Annotated in this window: 20 protein-coding genes, 1 tRNA gene and 2 riboswitches; of the genes, 13 read left to right on the top strand and 8 right to left on the bottom strand. The window is 35.0% G+C overall.

The window, feature by feature from the left end; genetic code table 11:
• The first annotated feature begins 121 nt into the window (after positions 1–121).
• On the top strand, positions 122–478 hold the full coding sequence (locus HNR32_RS09480) for a NifB/NifX family molybdenum-iron cluster-binding protein (RefSeq protein WP_196611117.1): 357 nt from the start codon (positions 122–124) through the stop codon (positions 476–478).
• Between the two features lie 103 nt (positions 479–581).
• Here HNR32_RS09480 and HNR32_RS09475 read toward each other — a convergent pair whose 3' ends face one another.
• Entirely contained in the window at positions 582–1,217 is a 636-nt protein-coding gene (locus HNR32_RS09475; RefSeq protein ID WP_183862022.1) for a GntR family transcriptional regulator, read from the bottom strand.
• A 396-nt stretch (positions 1,218–1,613) separates the two neighbouring features.
• Here HNR32_RS09475 and HNR32_RS09470 point away from each other — a divergent pair, with 396 nt between their 5' ends.
• The 7 genes from HNR32_RS09470 (at position 1,614) to HNR32_RS09440 (ending at position 8,785) form a co-directional block, all read left to right on the top strand.
• Positions 1,614–2,111 (top strand): L-2-amino-thiazoline-4-carboxylic acid hydrolase, encoded by a 498-nt coding sequence (locus HNR32_RS09470; protein WP_183862020.1) that lies wholly within the window; start codon positions 1,614–1,616, stop codon positions 2,109–2,111.
• 24 nt (positions 2,112–2,135) lie between these two features.
• Positions 2,136–2,537 (top strand): hypothetical protein, encoded by a 402-nt coding sequence (locus tag HNR32_RS14370; protein WP_311636725.1) that lies wholly within the window; start codon positions 2,136–2,138, stop codon positions 2,535–2,537.
• Positions 2,512–2,661, top strand: a complete 150-nt coding sequence (locus HNR32_RS09460; RefSeq protein ID WP_183862018.1) for a hypothetical protein — start codon at positions 2,512–2,514, stop codon at positions 2,659–2,661. Before HNR32_RS14370 ends, HNR32_RS09460 begins: the two co-directional genes overlap by 26 nt.
• Before the next feature lie 152 nt (positions 2,662–2,813).
• Complete coding sequence (locus tag HNR32_RS09455) at positions 2,814–3,908, top strand: YkvI family membrane protein (protein WP_183862016.1); 1,095 nt, start codon at positions 2,814–2,816, stop codon at positions 3,906–3,908.
• Between the two features lie 243 nt (positions 3,909–4,151).
• Positions 4,152–4,517 (top strand): DUF134 domain-containing protein, encoded by a 366-nt coding sequence (locus HNR32_RS09450; RefSeq protein WP_183862014.1) that lies wholly within the window; start codon positions 4,152–4,154, stop codon positions 4,515–4,517.
• A 30-nt stretch (positions 4,518–4,547) separates the two neighbouring features.
• Positions 4,548–5,312 carry an EFR1 family ferrodoxin gene (locus HNR32_RS09445; protein ID WP_196611116.1) on the top strand — a complete coding sequence of 255 codons (765 nt, stop codon included), beginning with the start codon at positions 4,548–4,550 and terminating at the stop codon, positions 5,310–5,312.
• 170 nt (positions 5,313–5,482) lie between these two features.
• Entirely contained in the window at positions 5,483–8,785 is a 3,303-nt protein-coding gene (locus tag HNR32_RS09440; protein ID WP_183862010.1) for an EAL domain-containing protein, read from the top strand.
• Between the two features lie 56 nt (positions 8,786–8,841).
• On the opposite strand, the gene HNR32_RS09435 is transcribed toward HNR32_RS09440, so the two are convergent.
• Entirely contained in the window at positions 8,842–9,246 is a 405-nt protein-coding gene (locus tag HNR32_RS09435) for a hypothetical protein (protein WP_183862008.1), read from the bottom strand.
• Positions 9,247–9,663: 417 nt separating this feature from the next.
• Here HNR32_RS09435 and HNR32_RS09430 point away from each other — a divergent pair, with 417 nt between their 5' ends.
• Positions 9,664–10,005 (top strand): winged helix-turn-helix transcriptional regulator, encoded by a 342-nt coding sequence (locus tag HNR32_RS09430; protein ID WP_183862005.1) that lies wholly within the window; start codon positions 9,664–9,666, stop codon positions 10,003–10,005.
• Positions 10,006–10,464: 459 nt separating this feature from the next.
• Positions 10,465–12,456 carry a transketolase gene (gene tkt, locus HNR32_RS09425; protein ID WP_183862003.1) on the top strand — a complete coding sequence of 664 codons (1,992 nt, stop codon included), beginning with the start codon at positions 10,465–10,467 and terminating at the stop codon, positions 12,454–12,456.
• A 51-nt stretch (positions 12,457–12,507) separates the two neighbouring features.
• Here tkt and HNR32_RS09420 read toward each other — a convergent pair whose 3' ends face one another.
• Positions 12,508–13,398, bottom strand: a complete 891-nt coding sequence (locus HNR32_RS09420; RefSeq protein WP_183862001.1) for a hypothetical protein — start codon at positions 13,396–13,398, stop codon at positions 12,508–12,510.
• 117 nt (positions 13,399–13,515) lie between these two features.
• A riboswitch (cyclic di-GMP riboswitch) is annotated at positions 13,516–13,602 on the bottom strand.
• 174 nt (positions 13,603–13,776) lie between these two features.
• Here HNR32_RS09420 and HNR32_RS09415 point away from each other — a divergent pair.
• Together HNR32_RS09415 and HNR32_RS09410 are read left to right on the top strand one after the other, a co-directional pair.
• Positions 13,777–14,994, top strand: coding sequence for an EAL and HDOD domain-containing protein (locus tag HNR32_RS09415; protein WP_183862000.1), 1,218 nt, complete (start codon positions 13,777–13,779; stop codon positions 14,992–14,994).
• 122 nt (positions 14,995–15,116) lie between these two features.
• Positions 15,117–15,629, top strand: a complete 513-nt coding sequence (locus HNR32_RS09410; protein WP_183861998.1) for a ferritin — start codon at positions 15,117–15,119, stop codon at positions 15,627–15,629.
• Between the two features lie 69 nt (positions 15,630–15,698).
• Here the strand turns inward: HNR32_RS09410 and HNR32_RS09405 are convergent, their stop codons facing one another.
• The 4 genes from HNR32_RS09405 to HNR32_RS09390 form a co-directional block, all read right to left on the bottom strand.
• Complete coding sequence (locus HNR32_RS09405) at positions 15,699–16,076, bottom strand: hypothetical protein (RefSeq protein WP_183861996.1); 378 nt, start codon at positions 16,074–16,076, stop codon at positions 15,699–15,701.
• A gap of 113 nt (positions 16,077–16,189) precedes the next feature.
• Positions 16,190–16,263 (bottom strand) — tRNA-Gly (locus HNR32_RS09400).
• Positions 16,264–16,351: 88 nt separating this feature from the next.
• The gene (locus tag HNR32_RS09395) at positions 16,352–16,960 is read right to left on the bottom strand and encodes a DUF2284 domain-containing protein (RefSeq protein ID WP_183861994.1); all 609 of its coding nucleotides are present in this window, start codon (positions 16,958–16,960) and stop codon (positions 16,352–16,354) included.
• 107 nt (positions 16,961–17,067) lie between these two features.
• Positions 17,068–17,246, top strand: a riboswitch (cobalamin riboswitch).
• A gap of 350 nt (positions 17,247–17,596) precedes the next feature.
• Positions 17,597–19,255 (bottom strand): acetolactate synthase large subunit, encoded by a 1,659-nt coding sequence (locus HNR32_RS09390; RefSeq protein WP_183861992.1) that lies wholly within the window; start codon positions 19,253–19,255, stop codon positions 17,597–17,599.
• Positions 19,256–19,508: 253 nt separating this feature from the next.
• On the opposite strand from HNR32_RS09390, the gene HNR32_RS09385 reads away from it, so the two are divergent.
• Positions 19,509–20,378 (top strand): NAD(P)-dependent oxidoreductase, encoded by an 870-nt coding sequence (locus HNR32_RS09385; RefSeq protein WP_330999298.1) that lies wholly within the window; start codon positions 19,509–19,511, stop codon positions 20,376–20,378.
• Between the two features lie 298 nt (positions 20,379–20,676).
• Here HNR32_RS09385 and HNR32_RS09380 read toward each other — a convergent pair whose 3' ends face one another.
• Positions 20,677–21,663: an asparaginase gene (locus HNR32_RS09380; protein WP_183861988.1), complete on the bottom strand. Its 987-nt coding sequence runs from the start codon at positions 21,661–21,663 to the stop codon at positions 20,677–20,679.
• Positions 21,664–21,715: the final 52 nt, after the last annotated feature.

Genomic DNA, 21,715 nt, shown 5'->3' with positions numbered 1-21,715 from the left:
GCTACGCCAAATAGCCTGAAATATTGCTATTTAAATAACGCCAATTATTGAATTTTCAAGGTACATCGACTTTTATTGATGTGCGAAGTTTGAGTAAATAACTATTATAGGAGCGATGAAGATGAAAATAGCAGTTGCCAGCGAAAATGAAATGGTAACGCAGCATTTTGGCCATTGTGCCAATTTTAATATTTTCACGGTGGAAAATGGACAGATTGTCAGCAATGAGTCTGTAGCTAATCCAGGCCATAAGCCAGGATTTTTACCAGTCTTTTTGCACGATAAGGGTGCTGAAGTAGTAGTGTCTGGCGGAATGGGACAAGGGGCTATTGATATTTTTAATGCCAAAAATATTGAAGTAATCACTGGAGCATCCGGTAAAGCTGCAGATGCAGCTTTGGCTTATGCTAAGGGGAATCTTGTTTCTACAGGTTCTGTATGCCATAGTCATGAACATCACGACGAATGCAGCGAATAAGCTGCTTTAAAAATCTAAACTGTATATAAAAAGGACTGCTGCACGTTTTGGGTGCAGCAGTCCTTTTTATATACAGTTTGAGAGGGGATAAATCTAAAATTCATTAAGAAAAATTATCAGTATGTGAAGTGGTTGATAAAAGAAATTGTCCGATATCAGCCTTTAAAATATTTATGGCGGTATCAATATCCTTTTTTTCTAAATAATCAAGTATAGTTAAATGCAGACTTGTCGAAGCATAATGGCGGCTTTGGACAAAAAAGAGTGTTTGGATAGATAGGGAATTTTCTAATGAGGTATAAGCATAATCATTATTGTAAGTGGAAAATAGTTTTAAATGAAATTTACAATTATAATTCCAGCGAGTCATGAAATCATTAATAGGGCAGGCATCAAATAATTTACAAAGCTTATGCAGTTCATTAATAGTATCAGGGGTAATACAGGCATGATATATTTGTAAAAATGCTGGTTCTAAAGCTGTACGGAATTTCACGATATTGTGTATTTGTGTTAAGTTTGGTGAAATTATTTTATAACCCTGCCGTGGAATGCTGCATAATATAGAAGTGCCGGTCAGCTGCATAAGAGCCTCACGGATAGGTGCCCGGCTTACATTATAGGTATCCATAAGGAATTTCTCGGTTAATATTGTATTTACCGGATATTTGCCATTTACAATAGCAGTAAATAAATCGTTATAAATGTGTTCTTTTAAAGTAGTAGATGCTGTATTCATGGGAACCTCTTTATATATAAATAGTGTTAGTTATTATAAAAATGCTGATATGATTAGCAGATATATTTATTATAGCTTATATTATAGGGATTGCAAGTTATCACGAGCAATCTTTAATGACAATAGCTAAAATGTTTATTCATAAACATGAAATATGGTAAAATATGTGAGAAAACAGTTGTTGCAATTAAAATATATAATATAAAATAATTTTATAAGAATAAAAGTGTTTTAGAAAAAGAAAAAAATGTAATTTAAATAAATAAAAGTGTTGCGTTGTTTTCTCTGCCGTGATATGATTACGACAAAGAGATGAATATGAATCATTAATTTATTTAAAGCAATGGTACTGTTATTAGCATTTGATTCTAATCATATTAAAGGAGGAGACGGACAATGAATGATGACATTAAAGAAAATGACAAGGTGATTGATTTGCAAAGGGGTGCTATTGGCCATAGAGCTATTTGGATGGGGTTAACCTATGTGAAGGCCAGAGAGGCTGGCCGGGCTAAAGAAGCAGAAGAATATATTCGGGCGGCGATTGCCCAAACTGGAATAATACAGGGCAATGATATAAAAGATAAATGTGCTGATCCCAATAATGTGGAATGTTTTGCTGACACTTTTCTTACCGATACTACGGTAAAAACTTTTGCGGTGGAATTCGCTGTGAAAACTGCCGATAAAATCGAAATGGATTTTCATCATTGCCCGCTGCTTAAAGCGTGGCAGGATGCCGGCTTTGATGCAGGCACTTGTGAAAAGCTTTGTGATATGGCGATGGATGGAGATAGAAATATAGCTAAAGCTATGGGATTTGATTTTAAATTAACTGATACAATTGCAGATGGCTGTCCAACCTGTAAAATTGCTTTTTCCAAGAAAGCATAATAGTAATTATTGAAGGAGTGGGCTATGGAAAATAAGCAATATCAAAATTATATAAAAATTCTCCAGGGAGAATTACTGCCAGCAATGGGCTGTACTGAGCCAATTGCAATCGCTTATGCTGCTGCTAAAGCAAGGGAAGTACTGGAAAATATGCCGGAAAAAATGCTGGTACGCTGCAGTGGTAATATTATTAAAAATGTAAAAGGTGTTGTAGTTCCCAATTCCGGCGGACAAAAAGGCGTGGCAGCAGCTGCTGTTCTGGGCATGGTAGCGGGAGATGCTGTACGATTTTTCTTTCCAAAAGGAACTAATTTCCATAACGTTACGCAAAAAGAACTAGATGATGTTCTTTACCTTATTAATTCCAGACCTAGAAAATGTCTGCATTGGCTTTCTCCTATTGAGTTTATTAAGTGTTGCACTTAATTTGACAATCTGTCGTGTAATAGAAGAAAACTATGAAAAAAGTATTCGTAATATTGGCCGTATTGGTAAATACGGCATGAAGTCGACAGATGTAGAAATATTGAATATTATGCTGGGCCATTAAAAAAATATAGAAGAAACGTATTCAACGAAGAAGCCGTTAAAATAAAGTATGCATTATATTTAGATTAATTAAAGATGAGTACTTGTATTTTGACGGCTTTATATTTAAATTAATTAAATGAAAATTGCAAATATTGAAATGGAGTGGGAGAAATGGGCGATAAAACGATAGACATAAAAAAGGTATTCTTATTAGCAGGGGCATTGGCTGCTTATTGGATAGGTTCGGGCTTTGCTACAGGGCAGGAAGCTCTGCAATTTTTTGCGGTATATGGCATAAAGGGAATTGCTGGCGGGATAGTGTTTTTAGTGATAATGGGCATTATTACTTATATTTTATATGGTGCAGGACAAAAAAATAAATTTGCCAATCCTTATGATGTTTTTGAATATTATTGTGGAAAAGTTTTAGGCCAGATATATATATGGTATAGTTTGACGCTGATATATTGTATTTTTGTTGTAATGCTTGCTGGCGGTGGCGCTACTATAAACCAATATTATAATTTACCGACATATATGGGAACAGCTGTTATTGGTGTTTTGGCCTTGGGTACAGCATTATTGGGAGTAGAAAAGCTTATTGATATTATTGGTGTTATTGGCCCTGTTAAAATAGTTTTTTTGGCGATTATCGGGATAGCAGGACTTAGTCTATTGTATGGAACTCCACATTTATTGGCAGAAGCAGATAGTGCTATGCCGAATCTAGGCTTTAAGGCAGCATCTTCAAATTGGCTGTGGTCAGCTGTCTTATATGCTTTTTTGGCACTTATTGTAAGTATTCCGTTTCAGGTTAACTGCGGGGCTTCAGCCAATAGAGTGAAGGAAGCAAGGATGGCAGGGATTTTAGGAACAATAGCATTCGCGGCAGCCATTATATTATTGGTAATAGGCGAAATGGTTTATTATAAGCTGATAATAAACCAACAGGTTCCTACATTGGCGATTGCTAAAGATATTTCACCATTATTGGGATTGCTGTTTTCCATACTGATTGTAGTGTCAATATATTCGGCAGTAGCATCATTTTTACTTATGGTAGTAAGAAAATTTGCTGTTGATAAAACAAAGAAATTTAATATTATAGCTACAGTCTTGACGATGGTTGGTATATTTTGCGGCGGAATTATTCCTTTTGACGAATTAGTTAATATACTTTATCCTATTGCGGGATATTCGGCAATTGTATTTTTTGCTTTTATGTTGTTTAAGGAACTAAAAATGAAGATCATCGCTAAAGACTAATTTTATCCTATCGGGATTATTGACATATGTTATAAAAATGTTATTATTAATAATAGATGGCATATGTCGATAATACTTATATTGAAATAGTATATTTTACAAGTAGAATTACTAAATGAAAAATAATATAAAATAGCAGCCTGCCATGAAAGTAAAGTCTTTTGCGGCAGGCTGTTTTGCTGTAAAATATAGTAGTTAGAGGATAAAAATGATCAGGAATAAGAACATATAGGAGAAATGGATATGGCTAGACCAAAAAAATGGCGCAAAGTCTGTTGCCTGCCTAAGCAAAATCGTTTTGGCCCAATGGGAAATAAAACAACGGATATAGTAACGATGTCAATAGATGAATATGAAACAATTCGTTTAATAGATGCGGAGGCTTTTACGCAGGAAGAATGTGCTCGCCAAATGAATATCGCACGAACTACAGTTCAGGGGATATATAATGCTGCCCGGGGAAAATTAGCAGAAGTTTTGATTCATGGCAAAATGCTGGTGATAGAAGGCGGCGATTATAAATTGTGCAATGGCACTGAAGAATACTGTAGCTGCGGGGGATGCCATAAGCATCGCTGTAGAGATATGAGCGATGCGAATAGTATATAATTTAAAAAAAGGAAAATGAGGAATGGAAAAGTGAGTATAGCAGCAATATTTTTTTCGCCAACAGGAACATCGAAAAAGGGGGCAGAAGCAATAGCTCAAATATTACAGAATGATGCTGAAAGTATAGATATGACCCTTAATAAAGAATATAAAAAAAGAAGTTTTTCAGAAAATGATGTAATTGTTTTTGGTGCGCCTGTTTATAGTGGCAGGATGTTTAAGGGGGTCAAGGACAGATTAGCAGCAATAGAGGGTAATAATACGCCATGTATAGTCACTGTGACATACGGTAACAGGGATTATGATGACGCATTATTGGAGCTTTCTGATATGGTTAAAGCTAAGGGTTTTATACCTATTGCAGGAGCTGCATTGATTGGTGAGCATACTTATGGGAAAATTCAGGTGGGGCGACCTGATGGTGAGGATATCAAGGAAGATAGAGTTTTCGCTCAAAAAATATTGGCTAAATTGTCTGCTGGTGATAGGAGTGAAGTCGTTTTTCCCGGCAATATAGAATATAAAAATAGTGAAGGCAGCGCTGGTGGTAAATTTAGACCGCTTACTAATGATAACTGCACTAATTGTGGCTTATGTGCCGAGCAGTGTCCGGAAAATGCCATTGATAAAGGAGACTATAATCAGATAGATGATGATAAATGCATTGCCTGTTTTCGTTGTATTCGTATTTGTCCCGTGCAGGCTAAGCATATGGAAACGCCTGAATATATGACTTTTGCGGCGGAGTTTACTAAAAAGCTGGCACAGCCGCGTATTAATGAATATTTTATGTAATAATAATTTTTTGGTTGAAAGCTTTATCTTACATTTTTAATGATAAGATAGAGCTTTTTTATATAAAATAGTGAAAGGATTTTGTCTTAAAAAAAGAGAATAAAAAACTAATATCAATAAATTTGAAAATTAATAATTAGCATTTGTTGTATATAAATGGGGTTGGGCATATGAAAAAAATCATAAAAGGAGAAAAAATTAAGAAAATTTTTAAAATAAAAAATACTCGTGTCAGACTTCTGCTATTGGTGACAGCGATTATGATTGTGTCATTATTAATAATGGCAATAGTTAATTATATATTTTTTGATAATGTTATCCAAAAGAATGTTAATCGCAATGCTGCCTCAATTGGAGCAGATTATTCTAGCCGCATTTATGGTTTTTTAAATAGAATAATTGTATATGTAAATAATGTGGCAGTAGATACAGATTCGATAGATGTCAATGATAAAGCTGAATTAATAGCAATATTAGCTGAAGCACTGCACAGAAATGATAATTTTACAGAAATAAATTATATCGATATGTACGGCAATATGATACGGGCGGATGGTTTGGAAACAAAGGTAAATAAAGATTATTATCAAAAACGGGTTCAAGGAAAACGGATATCAATAATTACGGATTCAGTGCGCTCACGTGAATCAGACCGGATGTTTTTGGAAATTATATCACCTATAGTAAAAAATGGACAAATGACAGGAATAATACAAGGCATAATGCCTGTTGATAGCTTGATGTCAATTATTGGTGATATTAAATTTATGAACCATGGTTATGGTTATATAATAGATGAATCCGGTTTGCTGATAGCACATGAATTACGATCAAGTTTAAATGGCAGGATAAATGTTTTTGCACCATCTAAATCGGAAAAGGCAGCATTCCGTTCTATTGATACGCGATTGGTAGTATTGCTGAAAAAAGCATTAACGAGCGATAAACCTATATATGGACAATATAATGTAGATGGTACAGACGTTTTTACAGTGATTACACCACTGGATTTACCCGAAGGCTCGCGTTGGCTTATGGCAATCTCAGCACCTGATTCGGAAGTTGCTGAGATAATCAGCCGACATAATATGACTTTGTTGTTTACGGGGATTTGCTGTATGGCGGGCGGGATACTTATTGTTTTTCTTATAAGTAATATATTTGTCGAAACAGAAGAAAAATATTTTAAGACATTTCAAAAAGTTACTGATGTTGTTGGACTAATAGATAACAAAACAAAAAATGTTTTTGAAGTTAATGATGCATTCTATAAGGTTTTTGGTTACACAGAAGATGAAACCATTGGTAAAAAAATAGATTTTTTTTGGCAGGATCCTGACAAAACGACAGAAAATATCATCGCAGAACAAGAAGTTTGCTGGCAGGCTAAGGATGGCAGCAAAAGAACAGGTATTTTGTCGGCAGATACTATAAAAATAGGTAAAAAAACATATGAAGTATTTGTATGGCATGATATTACAGAGAAAAAGAAAAATGAGTTAAAATTGCAGCAGGCATATGATTTGTTGGAAAAGAAAGTTGAAGAACGCACACAGGATTATTATGCAGCTAATCAGGAATTGACAGCAATGAACGAAGAAATGATTGCGATAAATGAAGAGCTTGGTCAAAGCAATAAACAGCTGCATCAAGAAAATCATATTAGAAAGCAGGCTGAAAATAAGCTGCTACGCAGAGAAAAACAGTATCGGGCGACAACAAATCTATTGATAAAGACGGCTGATGCTAATGATAATTTACCAGAAATTGTTTTATTTAATGCCCTTCAGCTTGTAGAAGCCCAGGATGGTTTTATTGGCAGATATGAAAATGAAGGTCAGTATTTTATTTTGCATTGTGGCTTGGGTATCTATGAAGACAAATTCAATTATAAATTAGATGTTAGAGAAGGTCCATTGCAAAAAATATATGAATTGGGAAAAGTAATAAGCAAAATTGACAATGAGCAATATGGCGTATTGTTTACTGAAGTAAAGCGGGCAGTTGAGAGTGTTATATTAGTTCCTTTTAAAAAAAGCGGGAAAGTAAAAGGCCTTTTAGCCGTGACTTGGAGCAATAAAAAAAATATATTATCGGAGGATATAGAAATTTTGCGGCAATTTGCTGATTTGGCTTTTTTAGCTATGGAAAAAGCGCAGATTCAAAATCAAATTGAAAAGATTGCTTTTAATGATGCCTTAACAGGTTTGCCTAATAGAATAAACTTAAATATGTATTTGGCTGAGGAACTGGAAAAGGCTGAACAGGGAGATGCCAGCGGGATAGTATTTTCTGTGGATATTGACGAATTTAAAACAGTCAATGATACTTTTGGTCATAACGCTGGTGATAAGGTTATTATTCAGACAGGGCAGCTGTTGCAGGAATTTTTTGGTGTTAATACTTTTGTTTCGCGTATTAGCAGTGATGAGTTTATTATAGTTAAACGCGGTGAGTATGGGCAGGAAGATATGGATGATATTGCTACGGCACTTTCACAGAAATTGCGGCATAAATATGATGTGGAAAATGGACAAACGACGCAATTAGCGGCAAGTATTGGTATAGCTATATATCCTAGTCAAGGAAATAATGTAGAAGAGATTTTAAAAAAAGCTGATGCTGCTATGTATGCAGCAAAAACAGCTGGTGGAAGTTGCTGGCGATTTTTTATGCCGGAATTATTAGAAAAAACTACAGAAGATACTATTATGATTAATAATTTACATCGTGCTTTGGAAGAAAATGAATTTTTCCTGCAATATCAGCCGCAGTTTACAGCTGATGGCAGTAAATTAGCTGGATTTGAGGCGCTCATACGCTGGAAGAGCCAAAAGTATGGACTGGTTTCACCTGGCAAATTTATTCCGTTAGCAGAACGCAGCTGGCTTATTAATAAAATTGGTGAATGGGTTTTAGCCGAAGGCTGTAGGTTCGCCCAAAAATTAGCACAGCTGGGGCATGAGGAAATAAAAGTAGCAATAAACATATCACCGCGACAAATAAAAATGAATAATTTTGTTGATAATGTGCGTCAAATAATTGATGCAGCTCATGTATTTGCGCCGCAGATTGAAATAGAGGTTACCGAAAGCATGATTATGGAAAATCTGGACGCCAATATTCCCAAGCTGGAAACTTTGCAAAAAGATGGCATGAATTTGGCATTGGATGATTTTGGGACAGGTTTTTCATCGTTAACATATCTGCGGACATTGCCAGTAAACTATTTAAAAATAGATAAATCATTTATTGATAAAATTGCAATTAGTGAAACACAGGTAAAATTAGTGGCGACAATTATTGAGCTGGGGCATGCATTAGGCATGAAAATTGTAGCAGAAGGGGTGGAAGCGGAAGAACAGCTCGTGAAAATTCAAGAATGTGGCTGTGATTACGTGCAAGGTTATGTCTTTGGTAAGCCGTTATCAGAAGAGGCTGCTGTAGCCTTATGCAAGCAATATGACAAATAAAAAAGTTGCTATGATTGTAAAATCATAGCAACTTTTTTATTTAAGTATTTTAGATATTAGCAGCTGCCGCCAAGGTTTAATTTAGGTGCTTTAAATGTATTATTAGTTATATGAACATCATTGCTGTAACCGTACTGACTGTGGTTGTTGGAATTTACAAATGGTGTTGCACTTTTTTCCAGACCATTATCAATAGTGGTTTGTTTGGTTATATTACCATCAACAGCAGTATAAGCAATATTGTTTTTTACCCAGCTTTCCAAAACATGGCCGTTAACTTCACTTTTGCTATAAGAAGTAGGATTGTGGTCGATTACCTGAGTGGTACCATATTCACTGCTGCTCATATTATTCATGGTGATTGTTTCTAAACCATTATTAGCTACAGGATTAGCATATACCATACTGCTAAAAGCCATACCGATTAAAATTGATGATAAGGTAAATAATTGTTTTTTCATAAAAAAGAACTCCTTCATAATAAAAAAATATTTAATAGTAATTTGTTACCTAGTAACTAATTAACTATATACACATAATAAACTAGTACAATGAAAAAGTAAAGTAGTATATTTTAAGTTCCTAGATATTTAAAGTATACTAAGAGAGGAAATATTGGTAAAACTTGTTAGGTAGTGTATTTATAAATAGTAATAGTAGGGAACGAATATTAGAATAATACTTGATGTGGACTCTAAGTCAAGTGTTATATTTTTTTATAATCATGTAAATGTATACATAATTACTAATAAGAGAGCATAAAAGACGATTGTAATGGAGTTTTTTATATGATAGTATAATAAATGTATGCACGATATAATTTTTATGTATAATATTTTCAGGCATTAGTATTTAAAATATACTATAGGGGTGCTTTTATGAAAAATAAAAATTTATTTGGAACATGTCCTTATTTTACTGCGCAAAAAATTTTGGTAGGTAAATGGTCGTTATTAATTTTACATTATTTAGATGGAGAAGTTTTACGTTTTAAACAACTGGAACGCTTGCTGGCACCGATAGCGCAGACAACTTTGACAAAACAACTGCGGGGCTTGGAAGAACATGGCTTAATTGAACGAAAGGTATATACGCAGATTCCGCCTAGAGTTGAATATTCTTTAACGCAAGTCGGGCGGGAATTTAAACCAGTATTAGAAAAACTAGAACTATGGGGTGAGATTTATATAAAATATTTGGAAAATAAAAATAAAACCTGAATTTACTGTCAAAAAGCAGTAAAATACAGGATTATGATTTATAGCTAATTTTTTTGTTGAAATATGGGGATAGCTAAAAATATCGTAATAAATTACAATAGGTAAGGATAATATTTATCCAGTGGATAGTTAATTCCAGAATAAGTGATATTTTTTATTGCATTTTATTCTAGCTTATATGATAATATATGTTGTGTAATAATTAGAAAATTATATACTTACATAAGAAAGTATACTCTGGCAAAATGAGTATTCGTATAATTGCATTAAATTATTATATGATTTATTTTAGCTAAAAAATTTGATTTTGTTTGAAAATTATTAATTGCTATCCAATCTGTTATATGAATATATGAATTCTAGTGGGAGAGGTTTACAAAGTTGAAGGAAGGCTTTATTCATAATTCTCAGTTGTAAGTAATTGAGAAACAGATAAAATAAATAAAGAGGAGACATAGTATGAGTAATATTGATGTAAAATGTGTTAATGCTATTCGTGTGTTATCTGCTGAAGCGGTACAAAAAGCAAATTCGGGGCATCCAGGACTACCATTAGGATCTGCGGCCATGGCTTATGAATTATGGGCAAACCATATGAATCATAATGGGAAAAATCCTAATTGGGAAAATCGTGATCGTTTTATTTTATCTGGGGGTCATGGATCAGCATTATTATATTCATTGCTTCATTTCTTTGGATATGGACTTACTTTAGATGATATGAAAAATTTCCGCCAAGATGGGTCCCTTACTCCAGGGCATCCTGAATATAGACATACTGTAGGCGTTGAAGCAACTACTGGCCCATTGGGTGCCGGTATGTCGATGGCTGTAGGAATGGCTATGGCTGAAGCTCATTTAGCAGCTACTTTTAACAAACCAGAATTTCCTGTTGTAGATCATTATACATTTGCTTTAGGCGGCGATGGCTGTATGATGGAAGGTATTTCCTCTGAAGCATTTTCTTTGGCTGGAACATTGGGTCTAGCAAAATTAATCGTATTATATGATAGTAATAAAATTTCTATTGAAGGCAGTACTGATATTGCCTTTACTGAAAATGTACAAAAACGTATGGAAGCATTTGGTTTCCAGACAATTACTGTTGAAGATGGCAATGATTTAGCACAGATTGCTAAAGCAATTGAAGAAGCTAAAGCTGATAAAGTACGTCCTTCCTTTATTACAGTGAAAACACAGATCGGTTATGGCTGCCCAGCTAAACAGGGTAAAGCTAGTGCTCATGGTGAACCACTTGGTGAAGACAATGTAAAAGCACTCAAGGAAAACTTGAATTGGCCAACTCAGGATGCGTTTGCTATTCCTGATGATGTTTATGCACATTATGAAGATGTATGTAAAAAAGGCATTGACGCTGAAGAAAAATGGAACAAATTATTTGCTGATTATGCAGCTAAATTCCCAGAAGCTAAAAAATTATGGGATAAATTCCATGGTGAAGTTGATGCCGACGCATTATTAAGCGATGAAGAATTCTGGGCTTATGAAGATAAACCACAGGCTACAAGAGCTCTTTCTGGTACAATGATAAATCGTATAAAAGATTTATTGCCACAGCTTATCGGTGGTAGTGCTGACTTGGCACCATCAAATAAAACTCATATGAATGATGAAGGCGACTTTAGCAAGGAAAATTATGCTGGCCGCAATCTGCATTTTGGCGTAAGAGAATTGGCCATGGCAGGTATGGCTAATGGCCTTGTTTTACATGGCGGCTTGAAACCATATATTGCTACTTTCTTTGTATTTAGTGATTATATGAAACCGATGATGCGCTTGGCAGCATTGATGAATATTCCGGTTACATATGTCCTTACCCATGATAGCATTGGTGTTGGCGAAGATGGCCCAACACATGAACCAATTGAACAATTAGCAATGCTTAGAGCTATGCCGAATATTAATATCTTCCGTCCAGCCGATGCTACGGAAACAGCTGCTGGCTGGTATCTTGCTATTACCAGTAAAACAACACCAACAGCACTTGTTCTTACTCGTCAAAACTTACCACAACTTGCCGGCAGCAGTAAAGATGCACTTAAAGGTGCATATGTTGTAGCTGATGCTAAGAAAGACATTCCTGATGGTATTTTCTTGGCTAGTGGCTCAGAAGTGTCCTTGGCTATTGAAGCTAAAGAAGTATTGGCTGCTGCTGGAATGGATATACGTGTAGTAAGTATGCCTTGTGTAGATTTATTTGAACAACAAAGCGATGAATATAAAGAAGCTGTTTTACCAAAAGCTGTACGCGCTCGCGTAGCAGTTGAAGCAGCTACTGATTTTGGCTGGGGTAAATATGTAGGTATTGATGGAACTACTGTTACCATGCAAGGTTTTGGCGCATCAGCACCAGCAGGAATATTATTCAAAAAATTTGGTTTTACCAAAGAAAATGTTGCTGCAGCAATGAAAAAAGTTTTAGCAAAATAAGCTGTTAGAAAAAAGGGATTGTACACATTTATGCTGTGTACAATCCCTTTTTTAAGCTGATTTATTAGTCATAGTCAATTGTAAAATAGGAAGATGTTTATTTGAAAAATGTTGCTGCTGGGAAAATTTTCTTTGAAAAATATCCTCTACTTTATTTATATATAAGGCGGGGATAGCTGCAAAGGGCATATTGCTTAAATGATAACGTTGTAATACGTATTGCAGAATGTGCAGATAATAAAGAGTTTTTTTAAATTCTGTCTGGACCAAGTGATTATTATTTATTATGGGCAAGGATAAGCTGTTATTATAAATATGGCAGGCAGATATATATTTTCCCTGTGCTTTGTAAATATTGGCAATGGAAATAATTATAAAAATGGCATAATCGTTGTTTTTATAGTAGATTAGAGCATTATGATAGAGATAAAGAGCTTTGTCATAATGCTTTTTATTTGCTTCAGTGAATGCAAAATTAATGAGCTGTTCGTTTAAATACTCCAGGCAGTAGTTTGTATGATTGCTATAAAAATATTTATGAACGAGTGTAAAAGATTGCTGAAGATATTTAGGCAGTCTGATTGATGATGTTTTTGCAGTGTTTATAGAAGGAAGCAATAAAATATTTTGTGAATGCATAGGAGTTTTTATGGCAGAGGTCGGTAGGCGTCTATGCTTTAAAAAAATTTTAAATATAAAGTAATTTTCATTATAATATGATACGCTAATGATGGTGATTATTAAAAATACTAGAATATTAACTAAATCAAGCACCTTGAATGAGGGGAATGCAACAAATGTTGAAAAATTGGCATAAGCTGCAATACACGCATATAGTAGTAAGGTTTTATATTTTGTTTTGATATTAAAATAATGAGTCAGTAAAACGATACAGGCTATGTCAAGTAAAGTAATTATGACTGTAGTATAGAAAAAAAACATATGAATCACCACTTTTTCAAAATATAAATAATTATTCTAAAAAAAATAACACTATATACATAAAAATCATAAAATTTAATAAATTCATAAAAAAATTGCCAGACTGCACTTATCTATGAGTGCAGCCTGGCAGTCATAGATAATAATATCGGTAGACCCATAGCTTTGCGTCACTGATTTTCACCAGTTTTGCTAAAATATAATAATTTTATACTAATGATAACATAAATAAAATTAAAAGAAAATAAAAAAATATAATATAAGGAAAGTGCCAAGTTATTAGTATAAAAATACTTATAATAGCAGGTAGCGATTATAAATGTGGCGAATTACTCTTAGTGTAAACTTGTTGCAAAGCTGAGAAAGGAATAAATCTCAATGAATGTATATGTAGCACGTCAACCAATATTGGATAAGAATAGGGAAACTGTAGCCTATGAATTGTTGTTTCGTGATGGAACAAGCAATTACATGAGTGGAAATACTGATGGCTATACAGCAACAAAAAATATTTTAACTAATAGTATGGTATCACTAGGTTTAAATACATTGACCAATAACAAAAAGGCCTTTATTAATTTTACAGGGAAAAATATTGAAGATGGGAACGTACAATTACTATCAGCAGAAACATCATATATAGAGATATTGGAAAATACAGAACCAACACCATCTTTGATAGAGTCATGTAAAAAATTGCGTCAAAAAGGTTATAAATTTGTTCTAGATGATTTTATTTATGATAAAAAATATAAGCCATTGATAGATTTAGTCGATATAATAAAAATTGATTTTCTAATTACAACTAATCCGACAGAACGGCGGATGATGCGCAGTATTATTCCATCACACATCAAGCTTTTGGCAGAAAAAATTGAAAATGAAGAAGATTATTATCAAGCGGTAACATTTGGTTATGAATTATTTCAAGGGTATTTTTTTTGTAAGCCACTCGTTATTTCTCGTAAAGCGTTGCCAACAAAAGAATTATCACAGTTGTTATTATTGCGGGAAGTAAATGCGGAAAATATTGATACCAAGAAATTGGAAAATATTATTAAACAGGATATTTCATTGGTACATAAACTTTTAAACTACATAAATTCACCGGGAGTCGGTTTGTCCAATAGCGTATATAATATTAGGCAGGCTATAGTATTGATGGGAATAGAAAAAGTGCGCAATTGGCTTAATTTGATCTTTTTACAGAAATTTATTGAAAACAAACCAAATGAAATATTTATAATGTCAATTATACGGGCAAGATTTTGTGAACTTATGGCCGGCAATATGAATTGCTCGGAAACAGAAAAAGATGCAGCTTTTTTGGTGGGTGTATTATCATTAAGTAATATTGTATTGGATGAATCATTGGAACAGGCTGTGATAGATTTAGGTCTTAGCGATAAGATAAAAGAAGCATTGTTTAATGAAAAAAGTTTTTTGGGTCAGTTATTGGAAATTGCTGTAATATATGAAAAAGGACAATGGACTAAAGTGGATGAATGGTTGAAAAAATATTCTTTTTCAGCGGTAAAAATAGCACAACTGTACAATAATGCACTGGTATGGGCTAACGGCATAAATACTGATTAATATATGATAATAAACATATTGGATATGAGCTAGGGGTAGATATGTTATAAATAAAACTTGTAAGTTTTATTACAGTAACTAATTATAAAAAATTTAGTATATTAAAATGGGAGGTATTTTTAATGCTCGACAAAAAATTGGCAGCAATGCTAAACAAACAAATTAATTTGGAATGGTACTCAGCGTATTTTTATCTTGAGGTATATGGTTATTACAGTGAGCAAAGTTTAGATGGTTTTGCTAATTGGTTCAAGATACAGGCGCAGGAGGAACGCGATCATGCAATGTTGTTTATGGAGTATGTTTTAAACAATAATGCCCATCTTGAACTGCAGGATATTAAAGCACCAACTATGAAATTTAAGGATTTTAAGGAACCATTAAAAGAAACATTGGACCATGAACTAAAGGTAACAAAATCTATTAATGAAATATATGCTAAAGCTTATGAATTAAAAGATTTTCGTACTATGCAATTTTTGGATTGGTTTATAAAAGAACAGGGCGAAGAAGAAAAAAATGCTGAGGACAATATCAGTAAATATGATTTATTTGCCAAAGATGCCAAAGGACTCTATTTATTGAACTCAGAATTGGCAGCACGAGTGTATACTCCAGCAACACTGACATTATAATGATAATTGAAAAAATAATGGGGCTGTTTGATTATTAATAATCAAACAGCCCCATTATTTAAATGTGTATTAAATTGCTGAATTAAATAAAGAACCAGCAGTAGTGGCAGTACTGGCAGAAGAATCATTAAATTTATCAAATTGATTCGAAACTAATGCAGAACCAACTTTTCCTTGTTTACTGGAATTTGAATCGGGAGCAGGTAGCTTTGTTTCGGATATAATGGTATCACCTTGACTTACAATTACTAAAGTGGAACCATCCGCTAAAGTTTGAGTTGTAGTTGTGGTATCATTGCTGCTGCTGTTATCTCCAGAAGATGATGAGGAGGACGCAGCTGGTGTGGCACTGGAAGTACTGGAAACATTTGAGGAACTGTCAGTACTTTGAGGATTAAGAATACTCAGCAGAGATGAAGCTCCGCTAATAGGAACAATACTACTCATAATTTAACCTCCTTGATATTATTGTTATATATAGAATATCGTAATCTTTAAAAAAATATTAAATAAAAATAAAAGACCTCGCAGCAAAATGCCGTGAAGTCTTGAGTTTCCTATGGAGCGGGCGATGGGAATCGAACCCACCTCTTAAGCTTGGGAAGCTCACGTTCTACCAATGAACTACGCCCGCGTAACTAACTTAATTATTCTAGCATATTAATCTTTATTTGTAAAATATATTTGGTAAAAGTTATGGCTATTATAAATTTTTTATTAGGTTATTTAAGAACAGGCGCATGGTCGTCTAATAAATGTTCTAACTGGGCTTGGCTGATAGACTGCTTAGCCAGTAAACCATGGATTAAGGTTGTATAGGCAGGCAGCTTTTCACTGTTCCATAAAAGTTTTATATTTAGGATATCCTGCGTGATTTGACTAAGATCGATGCCAAAAGCATCTAAGGAATAGCGCATTTTTTCTGGTTTGCGGCAGGGTTCGTTTTTAATACGGCTGCAACGACAGCAAAAATCACAGCCGCCAGCTGATATGGATAAGGTTTGTGGGAAGATTTTTTCAGCAGTTAGCAATATTTCACTGATTTGTTTTTTTAGTGATTTGGCTGTTTTTATGGGAAAAGCAGTGACTTTTTCTGTAGTATTTACAGCAGCGATAGTAGCATCATCATAAAAATATTGAATGCCAATAAGATAAATATAAGGATAGGGCTTTAGATATTCATTAGCAGAAAAATTAAGCGGGGGACATGACCAGCGGCTATTATATTTGTGACACTGCTTGCAGTATGCCATGAATTTTTCTTGCTGCTGATAATTACTTAGTAAATCATTTACCGTAAATTTTTTTATAGTAATTTGCAAATTATTCATAATGCCTCTCCTATATACAAAAATTGTTTTATAGAGATTAATATACAGTTATTTTATTTTTGTTGCAAGATTGACAAAAAATATATGAAGTGCTATTATAAGAGAAAATTAATACCGGGGGATTAGGCGTCAGAAATGACTTAATAGGGAAATCGGTACAAGCCGATGCGGTCCCGCCACTGTAACACGGAGCAAACCCGCAAGCTATCCATTAAGAGAAATCTTGAGAAGGAGCGGTAAGGTTATGATGTGAAGCCAGGAGAACTACCTAATCAGCAATCACCGTTTATGCATTTTATTGCATAAGTACCTGCGAGCGATGGGAAGGGGATTATTGAATAAATAATTTGGAATATTATTTTACCCTCTTTTAGCTTTTTAAAAGAGGGTTTTTATTTTATCCAATGACGAACCTCTGTACTCAGAACTTTTATAGGTAGTGAGTATTAGGACGGTTGTCCCAAGGTAAAAATTTTTAAAGCCTTTATATCATCAGCTAATATAGAGGTTTTCATGCTCATAGAGTCTTACTTTCCTCTAAAACACTGCAGTAGCAGGGCCTTGCTTTTAGCAAGGCTTTTTTTTATAAAAACAGCAGGGCATAGTAATTTTACTAAGCTCTGCTGTTTTTATAGATTATAAGGTTTCCATAAGCTCTTTTAAGTGAGCGGTAAGTTTTAAATTTTCATCATAATCAACACGACAATCAATGATGGCAGGAACATCTAATTTAAATGCTTTTTCCAAAGTAGGCAGAAGTTCTTCAGCTGATTCAATACGGAATCCGGCTGCATGCATGCTTTCGGCAAATTTAACAAAATCAGGATTGGTGAAATCTACCCCATAAGAGTGATTGTATTGGTTTTCCTGTTTCCATTTTATTAAGCCATAGTTACTGTCGTTAAAGATTAAAGTAACGAAATTTGTACCAAGACGAATAGCAGTTTCAAATTCCTGGCAGTTCATCATAAAACCGCCGTCACCACTAATGGCAAGGACTTTTTTATTAGGATTGATGAGTTTGGCAGCAATTGCGCCGGGAACAGCTATACCCATGGTAGCAAAGCCATTAGAAATGATGCAGGTATTTGGTTTATAGCAGTTGTAATGGCGGGCAATCCATACTTTGTTGGCTCCGACATCGGAAAGAACGATATCATCGGGTCCCATTACTTTGCGTACATCATTTAAAATACGCTGTGGCTTCATCGGGAAGGAATTATCATCAGCATAGCTTTCATGTTCGGCGACCATTTTCGCACGCAATTCTAAAGCTTCTTTTGGTTCCTGCAGGCGGGCTGCCCGTTCGGTTATACGTTTTAAGGAATCACGGATATTGCCGACAACCTCAATTTCGGCTTGATATAATTTATTTATATCGGCGGCTGAGGCATCAATGTGGATAATATCGACATTACCGTTTTTATTCCATTTGGATGGAGCATATTCAATAATATCATAGCCAACAGCGATAACCAGGCTGGCTTTTTCTAGTAATTTATTTTGATAATCGGAGTGTGGAATACCAATAGTCCACATAGCGTATTTGTTATCGAAAGGAATGGCACCTTTAGCCATCATAGTATTAATTACTGGGATTTTTAGTTTTTCAGCAAATGCAGTTAATTCTTTGGCAGCATGTGCGCGAATTACGCCACTGCCAGCGAGAATTACTGGTGTTTTAGCGTAAGAAATCATTTCGGCAGCTTCGTCTATTGTATGGACGGCAGCATATTCCTTTATTGGATATTGTTTTTGTAATGGTTTTTCGTCATCGGGAATTGGCATCATACCAATATTAACTGGTAAATCAATATGGCAAGCACCTGGTTTTTCTCTTTCAGCGTATTTAAAAGCTAAACGAACAATTTCATTGACAGTATCAGGACGGACAACCATTTTAGTGCGACGGGTTATCGGTTCAAACATTTTTACAAGGTCAAGAAATTGATGGGATGTAATATGCATACGTTCGGTACCAACCTGTCCGGTTATTGCTACTAATGGAGCACCATCACTGTCAGCATCGGCAACGCCGGTAACGAGATTGGTAGCACCAGGTCCTAAGGTAGCAAGGCAAACGCCGGCTTTACCAGTTAAGCGGCCATAGACATCAGCCATGAAAGCGGCACCTTGTTCATGACGGACAGTTATAAACTGTATTTTAGAATTTTCTAAAGCCTTCATAACAGCAAGATTTTCTTCACCGGGAATACCGAAGATGTATTTGACACCCTCTTCTTCCAGACATTCAACTAATAAATCAGCGGTACAACGATTCTTTTTTTCACCCATAATATTTTTAGCAAAGCCTCCTAAGAAAATAAATAGTAATATCATACTTATGATAACGACTAAACAAAAAATTATCAACAGTAAAATGCCAATAAATTGTATTATATTAGAAAAAAATCAGTAAATATATATTTTTTTAGATAAAACAGAGATGAGACCTAAAAAATATAAAGCGTATAAATGAAATCTCATTATCTTTTTAGTAGAATTATTGTTATTATATAAGTATATTTTAATGATGCCAAATAGGAGGATGACTATGAATAAAATTGGTTTTATCGGGACAGGGATTATGGGAAATGCTATGGCTGAACATTTACTGGCTGCTGGCTATGAACTCAGTGTTTATAATCGGACTAAAGCGAAGGCAATGAACTTAGTGGAAAAAGGAGCTGTATATTGTGAAAGTGCCGGTCAATGCGCTAAAGACCAGGATGTAGTCATAACTATTGTAGGTTATCCCCAGGATGTGGAGCAACTATACTTGGGTGAGGATGGAATTATTGCTAATGCTAAAGAAGGTGCATATCTTATCGATATGACAACATCTTCACCGGTATTGGCAGATAAAATATATAGTGAGGCAAGTAAAAAAGGACAGCAGGCATTAGACGCACCAGTAACAGGTGGAGATAGCGGTGCTAAAAATGCATCATTATCAATTTTAGTCGGTGGCGATGAAGCGGCATATGAAAAAATGTTGCCAGTTTTTTCCTGCATGGGAAAAAATATTGTTTATGAAGGCAGTGCTGGTGCTGGGCAAAAAACCAAAGCCTGCAATCAGATTGCTATTGCTGGAGCCTTAGCCGGAGCGTGTGAGGCTTTTGCTTATGCCAAGGCATCGGGACTTAGCATAGAAAATGTTTATGATGCTATTTCGCAGGGCGCGGCAGGTAGTTTTCAGATGAATAATGTGTTAAAACGAGCATTTTCTGATGATTTTGAACCGGGATTTATGCTGAAACATTTTATTAAGGATATGAAAATCGGTACCGATACAGCAGAACAGTTTAGTATTAAATTACCAGTATTAAGTCAGGTGCTGTCTGAAGCGGAAGAGCTGCAGCAAGATGGCATGGGGGAAAAGGGTACACAGAGCTTATTTAAATTTTATGTAAAATAAGTTTGAAAAAATATTAGATATATAGGGTTGTCGCATGTATTATATATTAATGTTTCATCCCAAAAGGCTCCCATATATGCTATAGTTCTTTGCGCTTTAGCGCTTAGAAATATAGTACACGTTGTGTGCGGAGCTGGCAGCTTTAGCTGACTGAGGGGTTAAGTTATAAACCCTTCCGTCACTGCTTTGCAGTGCCACCTTCCCTGAAGGGACGGCTTTAACAGCATAAAAGATGGAAGCAGACGCACATAGTTATTAATATGCATCTGCCTCTTTTAGCAACGAGTATAATAGAAAATTACAAGATTTGTTCCACATATTCTTTGATGAGTTTATTATCGCTGGTCTGTGCCAATATTACCATAAGACGGATGGTAAGTTCTTCGGTAGTGAGGGTAGTGCCGGAGATAGCACCAAGGCGGGCTGCTAATATGCCAATGGGATATTTATCCAAATGGACACCATCGTATAGGCACTGTGTGGTGCAGACGATGCTGACATTTTTAGCAATTGCTCTTTTTATAGCAGGAAGGAAATTATTAATGGCTTTATCAGTGGGGACACCGCCGGCACCATAACCTTCAATGATGATGGCTTTATAGTCATGCTCAACTAATATATCGAGAATGTCAGGCTTTAAGCCGGGGATTAGTTTTAATATATATATTTTTTCTTCTAATTTATCAATTAATTTTAAGGAAGGATTTACTGTAGAAATAGTAGAATAAGAACTGAGCCAGTTGATACTGTTTTGAACGATTGTTCCTGCGGGTTGTTCATTGATACTGGCAAAGCCTGCAAAGTTTTCGCTGTAGACTTTTTTCACGACGGAACCTTTGTGGATGTTGCCGTTGAATACGAGAAAAACGCCGGGAATTTTGTCGGCAGCCGTAATGAATGAATCAATGATGTTTTGTGCAGCGTCGGTGGGGGTGGCTTGCAGTGGCTTTTGTGCGCCGGTTAAGATAACAGGTTTATCTAGATTGATTAAAAGATGGGACAAGGCAGCTGCGGTATAGGCCATGGTATCGGTGCCGTGGGTTATGACGAAACCATCATATTTATCGTAACTTTCATAAATAGTTTTAGCCATAAGCAGCCAATTGTCAGGACAAATATTGGAACTGTCTAAATTCATTAATTCGAGACATGTTATATTGCAGATGTTTTTTAAAGCAGGAATCATTGTGAGCATCTTTTCGCCGGAGAGTTTTGGCACAAGACCATCAGCAGATGGTTCACAGGCGATGGTGCCACCAGTAGCCAACATTAGGATATTTTTCATGAGAAGTCCTCCTGATAATAGTAACGATTTTCTTATGTAAGTATATCATTAG

This window comes from Pectinatus brassicae (assembly GCF_014201835.1).
In the GTDB taxonomy this organism is placed as follows: Bacteria; Bacillota; Negativicutes; order Selenomonadales; family Selenomonadaceae; genus Pectinatus; species Pectinatus brassicae.
This window is presented reverse-complemented; position numbering and strand designations above follow the sequence as displayed.